The 15,659-nt window shown below is 63.4% G+C and carries 13 protein-coding genes; 1 reads left to right on the top strand and 12 read right to left on the bottom strand.

Annotated elements, in window-relative coordinates; genetic code table 11:
• Positions 1–84 precede the first annotated feature (84 nt).
• The 12 genes from NCS00_RS32800 to NCS00_RS32745 form a co-directional block, all read right to left on the bottom strand.
• Positions 85–3,285, bottom strand: a complete 3,201-nt coding sequence (locus tag NCS00_RS32800; protein WP_250442236.1) for a bifunctional diguanylate cyclase/phosphodiesterase — start codon at positions 3,283–3,285, stop codon at positions 85–87.
• Between the two features lie 239 nt (positions 3,286–3,524).
• Positions 3,525–4,517 (bottom strand): GlxA family transcriptional regulator, encoded by a 993-nt coding sequence (locus NCS00_RS32795; RefSeq protein ID WP_008345598.1) that lies wholly within the window; start codon positions 4,515–4,517, stop codon positions 3,525–3,527.
• Complete coding sequence (locus tag NCS00_RS32790) at positions 4,514–5,299, bottom strand: CbtA family protein (protein ID WP_250437898.1); 786 nt, start codon at positions 5,297–5,299, stop codon at positions 4,514–4,516. The genes NCS00_RS32795 and NCS00_RS32790 overlap by 4 nt, the downstream gene beginning before the upstream one ends.
• 13 nt (positions 5,300–5,312) lie before the next feature.
• A complete protein-coding gene (locus NCS00_RS32785; protein ID WP_008345603.1) occupies positions 5,313–5,522 on the bottom strand; it encodes a CbtB domain-containing protein in 210 nt (69 codons plus the stop codon).
• A gap of 29 nt (positions 5,523–5,551) precedes the next feature.
• The gene (locus tag NCS00_RS32780) at positions 5,552–5,887 is read right to left on the bottom strand and encodes a nitrile hydratase accessory protein (RefSeq protein WP_061119069.1); all 336 of its coding nucleotides are present in this window, start codon (positions 5,885–5,887) and stop codon (positions 5,552–5,554) included.
• A 10-nt stretch (positions 5,888–5,897) separates the two neighbouring features.
• Entirely contained in the window at positions 5,898–6,521 is a 624-nt protein-coding gene (gene nthA, locus NCS00_RS32775) for a nitrile hydratase subunit alpha (RefSeq protein WP_250442235.1), read from the bottom strand.
• A gap of 31 nt (positions 6,522–6,552) precedes the next feature.
• Entirely contained in the window at positions 6,553–7,296 is a 744-nt protein-coding gene (gene nthB, locus NCS00_RS32770; protein ID WP_175982133.1) for a nitrile hydratase subunit beta, read from the bottom strand.
• A gap of 28 nt (positions 7,297–7,324) precedes the next feature.
• Entirely contained in the window at positions 7,325–7,828 is a 504-nt protein-coding gene (locus NCS00_RS32765; RefSeq protein ID WP_008345611.1) for a DUF1097 domain-containing protein, read from the bottom strand.
• 34 nt (positions 7,829–7,862) lie between these two features.
• A complete protein-coding gene (locus tag NCS00_RS32760) occupies positions 7,863–8,831 on the bottom strand; it encodes a CobW family GTP-binding protein (protein ID WP_250442234.1) in 969 nt (322 codons plus the stop codon).
• A 379-nt stretch (positions 8,832–9,210) separates the two neighbouring features.
• Positions 9,211–10,461 (bottom strand): acetamidase/formamidase family protein, encoded by a 1,251-nt coding sequence (locus tag NCS00_RS32755; RefSeq protein WP_250442233.1) that lies wholly within the window; start codon positions 10,459–10,461, stop codon positions 9,211–9,213.
• A gap of 39 nt (positions 10,462–10,500) precedes the next feature.
• Entirely contained in the window at positions 10,501–12,084 is a 1,584-nt protein-coding gene (locus NCS00_RS32750; protein ID WP_175982136.1) for an amino acid ABC transporter permease/ATP-binding protein, read from the bottom strand.
• A gap of 18 nt (positions 12,085–12,102) precedes the next feature.
• A complete protein-coding gene (locus tag NCS00_RS32745; protein WP_250442232.1) occupies positions 12,103–12,984 on the bottom strand; it encodes an ABC transporter substrate-binding protein in 882 nt (293 codons plus the stop codon).
• 291 nt (positions 12,985–13,275) lie between these two features.
• On the opposite strand from NCS00_RS32745, the gene NCS00_RS32740 reads away from it, so the two are divergent.
• Positions 13,276–15,633, top strand: a complete 2,358-nt coding sequence (locus NCS00_RS32740; RefSeq protein WP_250442231.1) for an acetamidase/formamidase family protein — start codon at positions 13,276–13,278, stop codon at positions 15,631–15,633.
• The last annotated feature ends 26 nt before the right edge of the window (positions 15,634–15,659 follow it).

Raw genomic sequence — 15,659 nt, 5'->3', positions numbered from 1 at the left:
GGCCAAATCGGCCGTTTGCTCAATCCCGCTCGTCATTCCAGCAGAGTTCGACGGCTGTACGGGCGCCGGCCTCGATGCTTCACCTCAAGCCGGCGAAGCATCGAGCGCCTCGTCCTGCCGCGCCCTGTTCCACAGCACCAATTCCTCGGCTGGGATCGCCGGTGCGAACAGGAAACCTTGCAACTCATCGCAGCCGATCTTGCGCAACACTTGCGCTTGATGGCCGGTTTCCACCCCTTCGGCCACCACGCGCAAACCAAGCTCATGCCCGAGATCGACGATCGCCTTGACGATGGCAAGATCGGCAGATGCGTCGAGCATGTCTCGCACGAACGCGCGGTCGATCTTCAGACGGTCGAGCGGAAACCGGTTCAGATAGCTGAGACTCGAGTAGCCGGTGCCGAAGTCGTCGAGCGAGAGCTTGACGCCTAGCCCGCGAATGGCGTGAATGGCTTGCGCGTAGTGTTCGGCGCCATCCATGAGAACCGTCTCGGTGATTTCGAGTTCCAGGCAATGCGGCGGCACGCCATGCGCGAGCAGACTCGTGCCAAGCGCCGCAACGAGCTCCGGCTCGCGTAGCTGGAGCGCCGAAATGTTGACGGACGCGCGTATTTCGAGGCCCTCTTCGTCGCGCCAGGCGGCAAGCTGCCGGCACGCTTCCTCGATCACCCACGCGCCAATGGAAACGATGAGGCGCGTGTCCTCCGCCACCGGGATAAACACAGCCGGACCGATTTCACCCAGTACCGCGCTTTTCCAGCGCAGCAGTCCTTCGACGCTCGCGAGCGCACCGGACCGCGCTTCGAGGCACGGCTGCCACTCGAGCCGCAACTCGCCGAACTCGATGGCCGTGCGCAAACACGTTTCCAGCGTGAGCCGATGCCTCGCCTGTTCGGCCATGTCGGCCGAGAAAAACTTGACCTGATTTCGTCCGGCAGACTTGGCCTGATACATCGCGGCGTCGGCGTTCTGCATCAACGTATCGATGTCTTCGCCATCATCCGGGTATAGTGCGACGCCGATGCTGCTCGCAACCTGCAGTGTCAGCCCGCTCACTTCATGCGCTTCGCGAAGCAGCGGGAGCAGCCGCTGTTCGATGCTGCGCGCCACTTCGCTCGCGTGACCGACTCCGTTGAGCAGCACCGTGAACTCGTCTCCGCCCAGGCGGCTCACGGTGTCGTGGGTGCCGACCGCATTGAGCAGGCGTCGCGACACGGACCGCAACAGGCCATCACCGATGTGATGTCCGAGCGAATCGTTGATGTTCTTGAAGCGGTCCAGATCGATGAACAGCACCGCGACGCGCTGCCGCGTTCGCTGCGCTGCTGCGATGGCAACGCCGAGTTTCGCGGCAAAGAGTGCACGGTTGGGCAGTTCGGTGAGCACGTCATGCTGCGCGAGAAACTGAATGCGCGCTTCGCTCTTCTTGCGGTCCGTGATGTCGATCAGCGTGCAGATGTAATGCGATACGGTGCCGCGCTTGTCGTGTACCGCGCTGATCATGAGCCACGCCGGATAATCACCGCCCTCGCGGCGGCTTATTTGCGCTTCGCCGTGCCAGGTGCTGCTGCGCCCGACGCGTTGCAAGAGGTTACCCAGCGGACCGTTTTCGTCTTCCTGCGCCTGCGTGTCGATGAAGGCCGGCGGCTTGCCCGCCACGTCGTCCATCCGATAACCGGTTGCGCGAAAGAACGAAGGATTCGCAGTGAGCAGACGCGCCTCGGCGTTCAGGATGACGATCGCCTCGGACGATGCCTCGAACACCTTGCCCCACAGTTCCAGCCGCTGCTCCATGAGCTTGATCTGATTGATCGGCGTGAAGGCGGTGAGAATGGCGTCGCGTCCCTGGAAGTCGAGACGGCGCGCCGACAGCATCGCCCAGCTCGGCTGCGAGGTCGCTTTCCAGTGAACTTCGAATTCGTCGATGGCTTCGCGGTCGGAAAGTTGCTGAAAGAAGCGCGCGCGGGTCGCGGAGTCGAGACCCTGAGCCCACGGGTCGGTGCTGCTCCCATTGAGCCAGAAGAGTCCAGGCGCATTGGCGTGCAATACCTCGTGGCCGGGAATGGCGGTGACGACCATCGGCACGGGCGTGGCTTCCACGAGCGCTGATTGCGCGGCCGACGCGCGGGCGGTCGCCGCCAATTCCTTCTGCACGACGCGTTCGCGATCCAGTTGCGCAAGCATTTCGTTGAAGCCGCGCACGAGTTGGCCGATCTCGTCCTGACTGTCCCAGTCGGCGCGCTTCGTGTGATCGCCGGTGCGGCGCACCACATCCATCACGCGCGCGAGTTTGCGTAGCGGCGACGAAATCTGCTGCGCGACGCAATAAACCAGTGTCAGGATGGCGCAGAGCAGGAAAAGCGCCGTGCCCAAATGCAGCCACATGCGCGAAAACAGGGCTTGCACGCGTGCGTGCAGCAGGCCGTCTAGCTGCTCGCCGGTATCGCGCCAGAGGCCGTCTACGCTTTGAACGAGCGCTTGCTGCGCGCTGTCGACGATCATCAGCACAGCTGCATCCGGCGCCACGTTGTCGTCCACCACCACGCGCGCCGCATGCCTGAATGCCTCGACGGCAATGCGCATTCGATCGAACGACGGGCTGAGTGTGCGCTCGAATTGACGATTGGCAGCCCCCGCCTCGGCGTAGTCCGACCGCAAACCTTGCATGACCCCGTCGAGTTGCCCTTCGAGGACCAGATAACGCGAACGCACTTCCTCTCGCGAGCGCGCGTGAGCGCCGTCGTGCAGATGGCGGCCGATGCTGTTCACCGCGGTCAGCAGCGCGGGATAGCGCAAGATCGAGAGCGACATCGCGTAGTAGCTGTCGAGATCCGGGTCGAGAATCAGGTTCGACTGATTACCGATGCGCGTTATCAGATCGCGGGAGGCCGTCAGCGCCTGGTCCGTCGACGCGATCCCGACTTCGCGTTCGTGCGCCATCGTCTGCAGAGCGGTCCGCAGCGCGTTGCTCGGCTCCGCGCTTCCCATTTGCGCGCCGTATTGCTGCTCGGCACGAACGAGCCTGTCGATCTCGGCATCGAGCTGCGCCGCCGTCGGCGGTCTGCCCGCGCCCGCCATCGCGATGGACGTGATGCCATGTTCGACCTCGTGAACATACGCGTTGCCGACAATCTCCTTGTTCGAAAAATCGATCGCCAGATACTTTTCGTGAATCAGAATCCCGCTGATGTAGATCACCGCGCTGAGATCGAGCAGGTAGATGAGCAGCAACTTGTGCCCCACGCGCAAGCGCGCGAGCAGCTTGAAGAAAGGATTCCGTTTCATGGGCGAGACGTTTGGAAACGTGCAAGAAGAGTCATGCAGGCGGGCGTTCACAGGGCAGCGAATGGCCGCCGGCGATCGTGTTCGCGCACCTATCTATTACGCCTCTTACGGCTCGCCAAAATTAACCTTTAATTAAAGTCTTAGTGCGCCGCTTTAGCCCCGAAGAAGTGCATGGCCATGCACGCGTTTAGTGCCGGAAAAGTCACGCTCAGCGCATCATCCCCGCGTGGCGAGTCTCTTCAGACCGCACTGAGCGACTCTTGCTTGTTCATCGATCTGAACCGGTTGCGGTAATCGACCGGACTGATCTGCAGACGGCGCAGGAAGGTGCGGCGGAATTTGTCGGTGTCCTCGAAGCCGCATCGGTGTGCGATGACTCTCAGCGGCAAGTCCGTGGCTTCCAGGTAGCGCCGCGCGGCATCGATGCGCGCATTGGCGAGGTAAGTCATCGGCGTGATGCCGCAATCCTTGGCGAAGATGCGCGAGAGATTGCGCGCGCTCATATGCACGCGTTCCGCGAGCGACGCGACCGTATGATCCACATGCAGGTTATCCAGCATGAATTGCTGGACTTCGATAGTCTGCGAACCCGGCGAAGCCTGCGTTTCCAGCAGCGGGCTGAACTGCGACTGCCCGCCCGAGCGCCGCAGATAGACGATCAGATACTTGGCGACATCGAGCGCCATTTGCCGGCCGAAGTCGTCTTCGATCATCGCGAGCGAGAGGTCGATGCCCGCCGTGACACCGGCCGTCGTGTAGATGCTGCCGTCGCGAACGAAGATATGATCCGGCTCGATGCGCGCCTTCGGAAAAGTGCTGGCGAGCCGGGGCACGTCCATCCAGTGAGTCGTCACCAGTTTGTTGTCGAGCAGCCCCGCCGAGCCGAGGGCGAACAACCCGTTGCAGATAGCGGACACGCGGCGGCACTGCCGATGCTGCGCGCGCAGCCAGTTGCTCAGCGCCGGATCGTCGAAGGCGTCGAAGATGCCGAGCCCGCCCGGCACGATGATGGTGTCGAACTCCGGGCACGGATCGAAGATCGTACGATCCGGCACGGTAGTCAGGCCGCTCGACGATTGCACCGTGCCCCGCGTCGTGCCGACCATCATCATTTCGTACTCGCACTCGCCTGAACTCAGCACCTTGACTTCGGCGAACGCATCCTTCGGCCCGGCGATGTCGAGCAGCTGAAATCCAGGAAAGACGAGCATTCCGACCTTGATGCGTTTCATCGCGGATATCCGGATCCTCTGAGAACAGACTTGCTCATGGGCATGCCTCGACGCACGCGCGCAGCGCCGGGCAACGCCATGCGCTCCGCCGCCACGCCGAACGCAGCGCCGATGACCGTCCAGATGATCGCCTGCATGCCGATCGACGCCACCCGGAATTGCCACAGCAACGTGGCGGGAAACTCGGCGGGCACTTCGTCGATAGCCGGCAACAGCGCGAGCATCGCGGCGGCCATGATCGCGAAAGCCAGCAGACCGGCGAGCGTCGCGTTGGCATCGCCCCATTTGCGCGACAGGGCTTGGCGCAAAGCTATCGACAGCAGTGTAATGGCGACGGAAATCCCCATGCATAAAAAATAAAGCGCGGTGCGCACGCCGATGGTTTCCGCCGCGCCCACCGAAGGCGGATTCGCCGGATATTTCAGCGCCGGCAGCACCACTAGGGCGGCGAAAGCCGCGAGCGCAAGCCATGCTGCAAGCGGCCGCGCGCCCATGCTTCCCGCGCGTCCCCACGCATAGGCGAAGCACAACGCGAAGAGCCCACCGAATGCAGCGCCGTACGCGAGTACGCCCGTCAGCAAGCCCACGCCCGCTTGCGTTTCACGACTGACGATTTCAGGCTCGGGCGCATCGCCGGCGTGAGCGTGCTCGTGCGCTTCATGGGCCTCGAAAGCGATCGCGCGTTCGACTTGCGGCTCGCCCGCCACCCGCGCGAAGCAGAACGCCAGCAGTCCCGCGATGAGGCCCGCGAGCATGCCGCGCATCAACAGTTTGCCGACCATCGTCGTCTCCTCGTCAGTGGCAGGGGAAGCCCAACAGATGGCGTCCGTCATGCACGAACTCGTGAATGGCGGTGCCCTGAAAGACGGCGGTAGCACCCTGCTCCGCGCCGACGAAATACAGCGCCAGCAGCATCAGCAATCCGCCGAAGATCGTCCACGGCAGCAGTTCGCGCAGTGGAATCGGTTCGAACGTGTCAGTGGAATGCAGGACAGCTTGATTCATGAAGTACCTCCAAAAGAGTCGGAAAAATGTTAGCGGCTGCGCGCCGCGACGATCGCTTCGATCTCCCGGCGCGACAGCACGCCGCTCGTCTCGACCACGTTCAGCAGCGCTTCGAGAAAACGCTCGTAGTAGTCCCAGCGCGGCTGATTCGCGCATTCGATTGCTTCCCACTTCGCGATGGACGCGATCAGGCTCTGGCGAAAGTCCTCCCACTCGAAACATCCCGCCTTCGATAGCGAGAGCGCGAGGCCGAACACATCGCGCTCCCAGCGATTGGTGAACAGCAGCTTGCCGTCGAGACGCGGCGGAGAATCTGGTGCGCCGAGCATCGACGCGGCAGCGTATTCTTCGAAACGCGTGAACATGGCACGCTCCTCAGGCTGCGGGCGCTTCGACGAGTGCGACGCCCATCATCGACTCGGGCGTAACGAGCGCGGCGAGTTCTTCCTCACTCAGATGCTCCGTGTTCGCGGGGCGCTCGGGCACCACGAACCAGCGAATCTGCGCGCTGCTGTCCCACACCTTCACCTCCTTCGCGGCGGGCACCTGTACGCCGAATTCCTGCAGGACGGCGCGCGGTTCGCGCACGCCGCGCGCGCGAAATACAGGGTCCTTGTACCAATACGGCGGCAGGCCGAGCACCGGCCACGGATAACACGAACACAGCGTGCAGATGATGAGGTTATGCACGTTCGCGTCGTTTGCGACCGCCGCCATATGCTCGCCTTCCGCGCCCGCCATGCCGAGCGGAAGCGAGAGTTCGGCGATCGCCTTCGGCGTGTCTTCGACGAGACGTCTCGCGTAGTCCGGATCGACCCATGCGCGCGCGACGATCTTCGCGCCGTTGAACGGGCCGGCCATCGTCTCGAAGTGCTTGAGCACGACATCGACGGAGTCGGTGGCAATCACGCCTTTTTCGATCAGCAAGGCTTCCAGCGCACGCACTTTGGCGGCGCTCGATGCTTCGCGGTCGCCGGAAAATTCGAAGAGTTGGCTCATGGGTTCGCTCGGGGTTGGCTTATGTTCGAGTTCAATCGGCGGCCTGCACGTAGGCTTCGTACAGGTCGGCGTAAATGGTCGTGTTCGGCTCGCTTTTGCCGGCGCCCCAGATCGACGCGGCGTCGAAGGCAACGCGATACACAGGCATCGGCGCGCCGATACCGTCCACGCCCGTCGAGACGAAATAGGAGAACGCGCCGGGATAGACGAGATCCACCACGCCGGTCTTGTTGCGCAAATACCCCGGCAAGCGCGTGTGGTCCACCGCTTCGGGATCGGCGATACGCACGGCATCGCCCGCTCGAAAGCGCGCCGCGCCGTCGAGCGCGTGATAGCCCGAGTCGCCGTGCTGCAAATAGGCGTCGATCTGCGCCGCGAGTTCGGCATTGGGGCGATCGGGTAAAGGCGCGTCCGGGTGCGCGCTGTAGTGGGCGGTTTTCTCAGCGAGTTCCTCCGCCGACACATACCCCTGATCGACGAAAAACTGCGCAATGCCGCCGAGCCATTTCTCGTAGTAGCGATACTTGAAGTACTCGAACGGCTGCATGTCTTCGGCGCCGGTGCGCAGCGAGGCCCAGGTCCAGTTGCTCTTGAAGGCGGTGGGCAGCGTATCGACCGGATAGCGATGCGGCGTGTCCGACAGATGCGCGCTCTCCGCCATCATCACCGTATGAATGCCGAAGATGCGCTTCTCCCACGGCTCGACGAATACGCGCTTTTCAGTGCTGACCGGCCCCAGATTTTCGATGCCGCCGAGATGATGTTGCAGCTTCATGTTGTGCTCCGCTTGAATGGAAACGGTCTTATCCGAGCCGATGCTCGCGTCTGAATTGCAGGGCTTCGCCGACCACTTCCGAGACGAAGCCGAACACTGCGCCGGTAACGAGCGCGGCGGCCGCGACCAGCGCAGGATTGCCGATGCCCGCCGTGGTGATCGCCTTGCCCGTTGCGACCATCGTGCCGACCGTCGAGGCGAAGCCCCAGACGATCGCGGGCAACACATCGAGCAATTTGATCTTCGACGCCTGAACCATCGCCGCGCTGCCGATGCCAACCAGCACGGCCACCGCGATCGCGCCGCCGCTCGTCGTCGCAATGCAGAGCAAGGTAAGCGAAGCGATGACGAGTCCCGTGAGATTCGACGCCACGCTCTTGACGAAGCCCGCGCGCCCGCCGCCGAGCACGAAGAACGACGCCCACGCGATGAACGTCACCCAAACCGGAACCGGAAAGATCGTGCCGGTGAGCCATGTATCGACGACCGCCAATACGCCGATGCTCACCGTGTATGCCTCTGGCTTTTTCATGCGTAGCTCCTTGAAGAAGAAATGAATGAAGGCTTCAGTTCATGCAACTCAGAAGGCCGTCGCGCATTCGCGCGGCGTCGATGTTGCGGCCGATCATCACGAAACGGCTCTCTCGTGTTTCGTCGCGCATCCACGCACGGCCGAACGTGGTGTCGAGCAACATATGCACGCTATGGAAATGCAGGCGTCGCGGTTCGTCGTGCATGTTGAGCACGCCTTTCATGCGCAGAAGTTGTGTGCCTTGCGTTTGCACGAGCTGATTGATCCAGCGGTTGAAACGCGTCGCATCGATGCCGCCGGGCACCACGATCGCGCACGATGCAATGCTGTCGTCGTGTTCGTGATCGTGGCCGTCTTCGTCGAGCAGATTCGGCTCGATGGCGAGCAGGTTGTCGACCGAAAAGCTCCGCGTGCCGAAAAGCGCATGGGCGTCGATCCTCGAATGCTGCGCGTACTCGATGCGTGCAGTGGGATTGAGCCGGCTAATCCCGGCGACGAGCGCATCGACGGCATCGGTCGAAACGAGATCGGTCTTGTTGATGACGATGCGGTCCGCGAACACCACTTGCTCCCGCGCGATGTCGTCATGTAGCTGGGATTGCGCGTGCATTGCATCGACCACGGCGACGACCGATTCCAGTTCCACGCGCTCGCGCACGTCGGGATCGGCGAGAAAGGTCTGCAGCACCGGCGCGGGATCGGCGAGGCCCGACGTTTCGATGATGAGACGCGCGAGGCGATCGCCGAAGCGCATCAACATGTCGCGCACGCTGGCGACGAGATCGGTGCGGACCGTGCAGCAGACGCAGCCGTTGTTGATCTCGATCACGGCGCGTTCATCGGCGACGATCAACTGCCCGTCGATACCGACTTCGCCGAATTCGTTCACGACGATGCCGATCTGCATCGGCCGCGTGGATTCGAGCAGGTGATTCACGAGCGTGGTCTTGCCGGCTCCAAGGAAACCGGTAATGACAGTGGCAGGCACTTTGGCGGGTCGCATGAGGGTTATCCTTCGCGTGCGTCGATTAGGAACGCCTACCCTTTAGCGGCTTCCGTTCCGATTTCCCGCGCTTGGCCGCCATCGGGCGATACTTGGCGCGGCGTGCCTGAGCGCATGTCCGTTCTGTTCCGAAGCGACACGGACGGACAAAAACGCACGTAAGGCGACGAAACACATTGGTGCGCGACGCGCATCGCCGAAGTGCAGGCGATGCCCTCTTCTCGCCCGCCGATACGAACGGACGCGACCCGGCATTCCCTTGGCGAGGGTTTCGTGAACGTTATGGATGGATGGACAGGCGGCTCGCTTCAGTCATGCAAGCGACGCGCGCGTGCGCGCTGATTGACAGGCTATGGATCGATGTCTTGATTCGCGTCGATCAACGCTTCTTGTAGTTCTTGAACACTTCCTTGCGGATCGAACCGTGTACGCCCCAATTCGCGTCGACCACCTGCGTCACGCCGAAGTCCGCCGCCACCGACATCAGCGCAATGGCTTCGTCTTCGCTCAAGCCGTGCACCGTCATCAGAAAGCGGCGCAGCTTGCGAAAGGCATCGCGCATGGCTTTGTCGAGGCTCGCATGCTGCGCCACTTCCACTTGCGCGTTCGTCCCGAGTTCGGCCAGATAGTTGGGGAACGTGAAGCCGTACACCGACCATTGCTGATCCGTTTCGAGCAGCGGATGCGTGAGCCCTTCGAGGAGCGTGCCTTCGAGATCCGCTTTCTTGTGCAGGATGAATTCGAAGTCCCCCGTCAACGATGTTTCGATAGCGGTGCCGCCCAGTTCGCTGTCGCCCTGCGCGGCATGCGGGTCGCCCACCGAGAAAAGCGCGCCTTCGACCGCGACCGGGTAATACATGGTCGCGCCCCGGCCGATGCGCCAGTCGTCGATGTTGCCGCCCGTGTAGCTCGGCGGAATCGAACTGACATAGTCCGCTTCGGCGGGCGCGACGCCCATGGTGCCGAAATGCAGTCGCGCCGGCACGCGGATATCCGGCAAGATGTTTTCGCGCTTCGTCACGAGCCGGTGATCCACCTGCACGCCGGGATAATCGATCGTCGCGTGCACGATGCCATCCGGGTCGGTCTGCGGCGTCCACACATAGTTGTAGACCGCGCGCGCATACGGCTCGCCGGAAGTATCGAGTTCGAAGATGGTCACCACTTCGCGCGGCTTCGGCTCCTCGATCAGATCGTGATACTGAAAGCCCCACGACGCGGCCACGTTCGAGCCGAAGCACTTGCCCGCATGACACGCGCTGCAACTCGGCCGCGGCCTGACGTCGAGGATGCGAACTTCGAGCACGTCGCCGGGTTCGGCGCCTTCGATCGCCACCGGACCGGTGAGCAGATGCACGCCCACGCCTTCGCCAGCGCCGAGGCGGAACGGTCCTTCGGTCGGACCCGCGCCGCGCCGCGAAACGGCCTTGTGCTCGCGCGTCCATTCGAACACGCTCTGCGCGCCCGGATCGCCCGCGATCATGCGCTCGTGGTCGTCGTTCGCGTGATGCGTCAGCGTTTCGATGGTGGCGCGGTCGCCCGACTTGAGCGTGAGGCGCGGTTCTACCCGTTTGCTGAAGTATCCCCAATGCACGGTGGATGATGAAACGGGCAGCGTGTAATGCTTCATTGATTCGTCCTCGGCGAGTGGCTGTGTTATCGATGCGATTCAGTGCACGGTTTCGAGCGTGCTCCCCGCGCCCATCACGTTGAGAAAGCGCGCCGTCAACGGATGATGCGGCCGCGTCAAGACCTGATGCGCGGGTCCGTCCTCCACGACGCTGCCGCCGCTCAGGAACACGACGCGGTCGGCCACTTCATCGGCGAAGCGCAACTGATGCGTCGAAATGATCATCGTCAGGCCATCGTCGAGCGCGAGGCGGCGGATCACTTCGAGCACTTCGCCCACGAGTTCCGGATCGAGCGCGGAAGTCGGCTCGTCGAGCAGCAGCACGCGCGGATTCGGCGCGAGCGCACGCGCAATCGCCACGCGTTGTTGCTGGCCGCCCGACAGATGACGCGGCAACGCATCGGCGCGATGCGCGAGGCCCACGCGTTCGAGCAGGGCATCCGCGCGTCGGTTGGCATCGGCGAGCGTCGCGCCGTGCACCCAGACGAGCGGCAATGCAATGTTCTCGCGCGCCGTCAGATGGCCGAAAAGATTGAACTGCTGGAACACCATGGCGACGCCGAGACTCGCGCGCTCCTTCGCAAGCTCGCGCGGATTCATGCGCCGCCCGTCATCGCGAAAGCCCAGGCGCCGTCCGCCCACGCGTATCTCGCCTTGTTCCCACTGTTCCAGATGATTGATGCAGCGAAGCAGCGTGCTCTTGCCCGAGCCGCTCGGTCCGAGCAACGCGACGACTTCGCCCGAGCGGATGTCGAGATCGAAGCCATTGAGCACCGGCTGCTCGCCGTAGCGCTTGTGTACGCCATTGATCTGCACGGCGGTGCCGTTGCGAGACAGCGCGTCGTAGCGGCGTGCGCGGTCGCCGGGTGTCACGCGAGCCGGGACGAAGACCGGCGGCAGATCGGTCGGGCCTGCGGGCTTCGTCGATACGGGCGTGCTCCGGCGTCGTCCCCAGAAGCCGCCGCGCGAGCTGGCGCGGTCCAGATCGAGCGCGCGTTCGATCATCAGCTGAATGGCGGCGATCGCGCCCGTCAGACACAAATACAAGAGACCCGACGCAAAGAAGATCGAAAAGAAGTCGAACGTCGACGAAGCAAGCTGCGTGCTGCGCAAGGTCAGCTCGCCCACCGAGATGACCGAAGCCAGCGAAGAGTTCTTCAACGCGCTGACGGTTTCGTTGCCGAGCGCGGGAATCATCGAGCGAAGGGCCTGCGGCGCGATGATCCGGCGCATCAGCACGGAAGGCGTCATGCCGAGCGCCTGCCCCGCGAGCGTCTGTCCGCGATCCACGCCGAGCACGCCCGAGCGGAATATCTCCGCGATGAACGGCGCTTCGTTCGCGGCGAGCGCGAGGCCCGCCGCGCCGATGGCGCTCAGCTTGATGCCGATATGCGGCAGGGCGTCGTAGGCGAACACGAGTTGCAGAATCAGCGGCGTGCCGCGAAAAATCACCGTATAGCCGCGCGCGATGGCCGCGAGCGGTCCGATTCGGCTCAGTTGCATGGCGGCAAGGACGAGTCCCAGCACGAGCCCGCCCGCGAGTCCGAGCAAGGTGACGGTGATCGTGAAGCGGATGCCGTCGAGCAGATAAGGCAGGCCGAGATAGTGAAGGAACAGGTCCATATGCCGATGCTTCTGCGCTTACTTGGCAACGACGAGTTGCGGCGTCGCGAGATTCTCGACGCCGAGGCCCCACTTCTTCAGCAGTTCGGACTGCGCGCCGCTCTTCTGAATGGCGACGAGCGCGGCCATCACGGCATCGCGGAAATCGGGCTTGTCCTTCGGCACGCCGATGCCCACGAAGTACGGCAAGGTCACGGCGGTCGCTTTCTCCAGCTTGTCCGGATACGCCTTCACCGCCTGGTCGACCGTGTTCACGTCGTTGATGTACGTATCCGCGCGGCCCGCGAGAATGGCCTGGATGCAGTTGGCGTTGTTGTCGTAGAGCTGCACGGTGGCTTCGGGCTTGCCGGCCGCCTTGCATTGCGGCGCCAGTGCCTGAATCAGCGGCACTTCCACATAGCCCGTGTTTTCGGCGGCTGTCGTGCCGCACATCGACGTGTTGATGCCGGTGATCTTCTTCGGATTGCCCTTGGCGACGAGTACGCCGTCGAACACCTTCGAGTACGTGATGAAGTCGGCGGCCTTGGCGCGCTCCTCGGTCGCGTAGATATCGGAGATGACGATATCGGCCTGACCGCCCTGCAAGGTCGTGAGCAGCGCGGCGAAGGTCACGGGCTTGTAGGCCATCGTGAAGCCGAGGCATTGCGCGATCAACTCGCCCAGATCGATATCGAAGCCGATGTACTTGCTCGGATCGTTCGGGTCGAGCGCTTCATAGCCCGGCGTATGCGGATTGATCGCATTGGTGAGTGTCTTGCCCTTGAACTGCGGGTACTTCGCCTGCAACGCGCTGCATTCGGCGGGCGCGGCGGCGTGCGCCTGCCCCGCGAAGGCGAACAACACCGCGCACAGCGCGCCAAGTCCTGCGCGAGATAAACGGCCCATGAGATTCCTTTGCATCGATACGCTCCTGACGGCTGATGACGATTGACTTGCGATGCCCAGAGCGTAGGCGACCGAAATCCCGCGAACTTGACTGGCTGCGCACAACTGCTGGTATTGGCGTGCACGCTCGTCCAAGAACGCATGAGGCCGCGCGTCGCGTGATGCGCGCAAGTGCAGACGTGCGCCGCGATGGCGCATGTATGCACTGTCTTCGATACGCGATGCACCCGTCGCCGTAAGCATCGCGATGGCGCGAAGGTTGCTTTTGAAAAGCGCTTGCTGCTTCGCCTATCGTGGAGTTTTTCGTTGAACCTGTCGCGCTTCACCACCGAGTCGTATCCCGAGTTCGAGCGCCGGCATGAATGGAACGCGGCGCTCGCACGTCTCGGATGGCGCGGCAAGATCGAAGGCGGCGAACGCGGTTTGCACGGCACGCTGACATCGCGCGTATCGGCGGGCGGGATCGAGTTCACGACCATCGCCTCGGCCGCGCAGACGCTGCAGATGAGCGCGGATCACGCGGACAGTCTCATGCTCGCGCTGCTGATCGATGGCGACGCCACGCTCGTCGCCGATGGTCTGCGCGAGCGCGTGAGCCCGCATGACATCGTCTATGCCGCGCCGGGCCAGAGCGCGTCGCTGGTTTTCGCGGGACGCTTTCGCGCGTTCATCGTGCGGGCGCCCAGGAGCGCCATCAACGCGCGTCTCATTTCGCCGCTCTCGCTGCGCGTGGCCTTGTTGCCGGGCACGACGGGCATCGGCCACATCTTCTCGGGCTTTCTGCGTTCGGTCGTGGAAAGCCTCGAAACGCTGAGCGCGGAGGAGTTGCGTCCCACCGAACTCGCGCTCGCCGAAATGCTCGTGGCCTGTCTCGCCGGACAGGAACGCAAAGGTTCGTTCAACGGGCTGACGCCGCCGCAGTCGGCGTTGTTCGCGCGACTGTGCCGCTTCATCGAAACGCATCTCGCCGATTCGACCCTGAGCGTGGCCTCGCTCGCCAAAGACGAACGCGTGTCGCCGCGTTACGTGCAGAAGCTGTTCGAACTCGCCGGACAGAGTTTCTCGACGTATGTGCGCTCGCGCCGCCTCGAACGCTGCCGCGCGGAACTGGCCGATCCGCTCTCGGAGAAAGTCTCCATATCCGACATCTGCTTTCGCTGGGGCTTCAACGATCCGGCCCACTTCAGCCGCGTGTTCCGCGAGCGTTATGGCGCATCGCCGCGCACGTTCCGGCACGAAGCGAACCTGGAACTCGCGCGCCATCTCGTGCATTCGCTATCGCGCGGGCTGCCGGTGAACGCCGCGAGTCTGATCGCGCAGGCGCGCAGTGAAGAGACGGGCGACACGCTCGTCGCCGTGCGCGACGAAAGCGATGCCGTGCAAGCGCGGCCTGCGCGGACGGGCGGCAGGCCGCGGCATCATTTGCTGCGGGCAACGGCGAACACGGTGCACTGGGGCTATTTCAGCCACGATCTCAAGCCCGTGCTCGAAGTCGCGAGCGGCGATACGGTGACGGTCGAAACGCTCACGCAGCATGCGTCGGATGACTGGGACCGCATGATCGCGGGCGATCCCGGCGCGGAGAGCGTGTTCCACTGGACAGCCGAACGCAAGAACGTGGACCGTCGCGGCGCGGGCCCGATGAACGCCTCCATCTATGGACGCGGCGCGGGCGAAGGCTTCGGCGTGCATATCTGCACCGGGCCGATTGCGGTGACAGGTGCGGAACCGGGCGATGTCCTGGAAGTGCGCATCGTCGATATTCATCCGCGCCGCTGCCGGAACCCGAAGTTCCACGGCCGCGCGTTCGGCAGCAACGTCGCGGCGTGGTGGGGCTTTCACTATCGCGAACTGCTCACCGAACCGAAGCCGCGCGAAGTCGTGACCATCTACGAGATTCACACGGACGAAGCGCGCGACGACAGCGCCTATGCGCGCGCCGTCTACAACTACCGCTGGACGCCGCAGCGCGATCCTTTCGGCGTGCTGCATCCGATCATCGATTATCCGGGCGTGCCGGTGGATCACGCGAGCGTCGTCGAGAATCACGACGTGCTGAAGAACGTGACCATTCCCGTGCGACCGCACTTCGGCGTGATCGGCGTGGCGCCGCAGCAGAACGGTCTGATCGATTCGATTCCGCCTTCGGCCTTCGGCGGCAATCTCGACAACTGGCGCGTCGGTCCCGGTGCGAGCGTGTTTCTGCCGGTCGGCGTGGCCGGGGCGCTCTTGTCGATCGGCGACCCGCACGCGTCGCAGGGCGATTCCGAGTTGTGCGGCACGGCCATCGAATGCTCGCTCACCGGCGACTTCGAACTGATCCTGCACAAGAAGCACACGCTTGCCTCGCAGTCGTTCGCGGACCTCACGTATCCGCTCGTCGAAACCGCCGATGAATGGGTGCTGCACGGCTTCAGCCATCCCGACTATCTGGCCGAGTTCGGCACCAGCGCGCAAAGCGAGGTCTATCAGAAGTCCACGCTGGATCAGGCCATGCGCGATGCCTTCATCAAGACGCGGCGGTTTCTGATGTCCACCAAGGGACTCACCGAAGACGAAGCCATCTCGCTGATGTCGGTGGCGGTGGACTTCGGCGTCACGCAAGTCGTCGATGGCAACTGGGGCGTGCACGCGATCATCCGCAAGGCGCTGTTCACGGATTGAGCGCGGTCCCGCGCTTCGTGCAGGCC

Source organism: Caballeronia sp. AZ1_KS37 (assembly GCF_023631165.1).
In the GTDB taxonomy this organism is placed as follows: Bacteria; Pseudomonadota; Gammaproteobacteria; order Burkholderiales; family Burkholderiaceae; genus Caballeronia; species Caballeronia zhejiangensis.
Note: the sequence above shows the minus strand (reverse complement) of the source record. Positions and strands in the feature narration are given on the sequence as shown.

Coding starts and splice junctions, on each gene's coding strand:
- NCS00_RS32800 (WP_250442236.1), bottom strand. CDS start 3,285: ATGAAACGGAATCCTTTCTTCAAGCTGCTCGCGCGCTTGCGCGTGGGG.
- NCS00_RS32795 (WP_008345598.1), bottom strand. CDS start 4,517: ATGAAACGCATCAAGGTCGGAATGCTCGTCTTTCCTGGATTTCAGCTG.
- NCS00_RS32790 (WP_250437898.1), bottom strand. CDS start 5,299: ATGGTCGGCAAACTGTTGATGCGCGGCATGCTCGCGGGCCTCATCGCG.
- NCS00_RS32785 (WP_008345603.1), bottom strand. CDS start 5,522: ATGAATCAAGCTGTCCTGCATTCCACTGACACGTTCGAACCGATTCCA.
- NCS00_RS32780 (WP_061119069.1), bottom strand. CDS start 5,887: ATGTTCACGCGTTTCGAAGAATACGCTGCCGCGTCGATGCTCGGCGCA.
- nthA (WP_250442235.1), bottom strand. CDS start 6,521: ATGAGCCAACTCTTCGAATTTTCCGGCGACCGCGAAGCATCGAGCGCC.
- nthB (WP_175982133.1), bottom strand. CDS start 7,296: ATGAAGCTGCAACATCATCTCGGCGGCATCGAAAATCTGGGGCCGGTC.
- NCS00_RS32765 (WP_008345611.1), bottom strand. CDS start 7,828: ATGAAAAAGCCAGAGGCATACACGGTGAGCATCGGCGTATTGGCGGTC.
- NCS00_RS32760 (WP_250442234.1), bottom strand. CDS start 8,831: ATGCGACCCGCCAAAGTGCCTGCCACTGTCATTACCGGTTTCCTTGGA.
- NCS00_RS32755 (WP_250442233.1), bottom strand. CDS start 10,461: ATGAAGCATTACACGCTGCCCGTTTCATCATCCACCGTGCATTGGGGA.
- NCS00_RS32750 (WP_175982136.1), bottom strand. CDS start 12,084: ATGGACCTGTTCCTTCACTATCTCGGCCTGCCTTATCTGCTCGACGGC.
- NCS00_RS32745 (WP_250442232.1), bottom strand. CDS start 12,984: ATGCAAAGGAATCTCATGGGCCGTTTATCTCGCGCAGGACTTGGCGCG.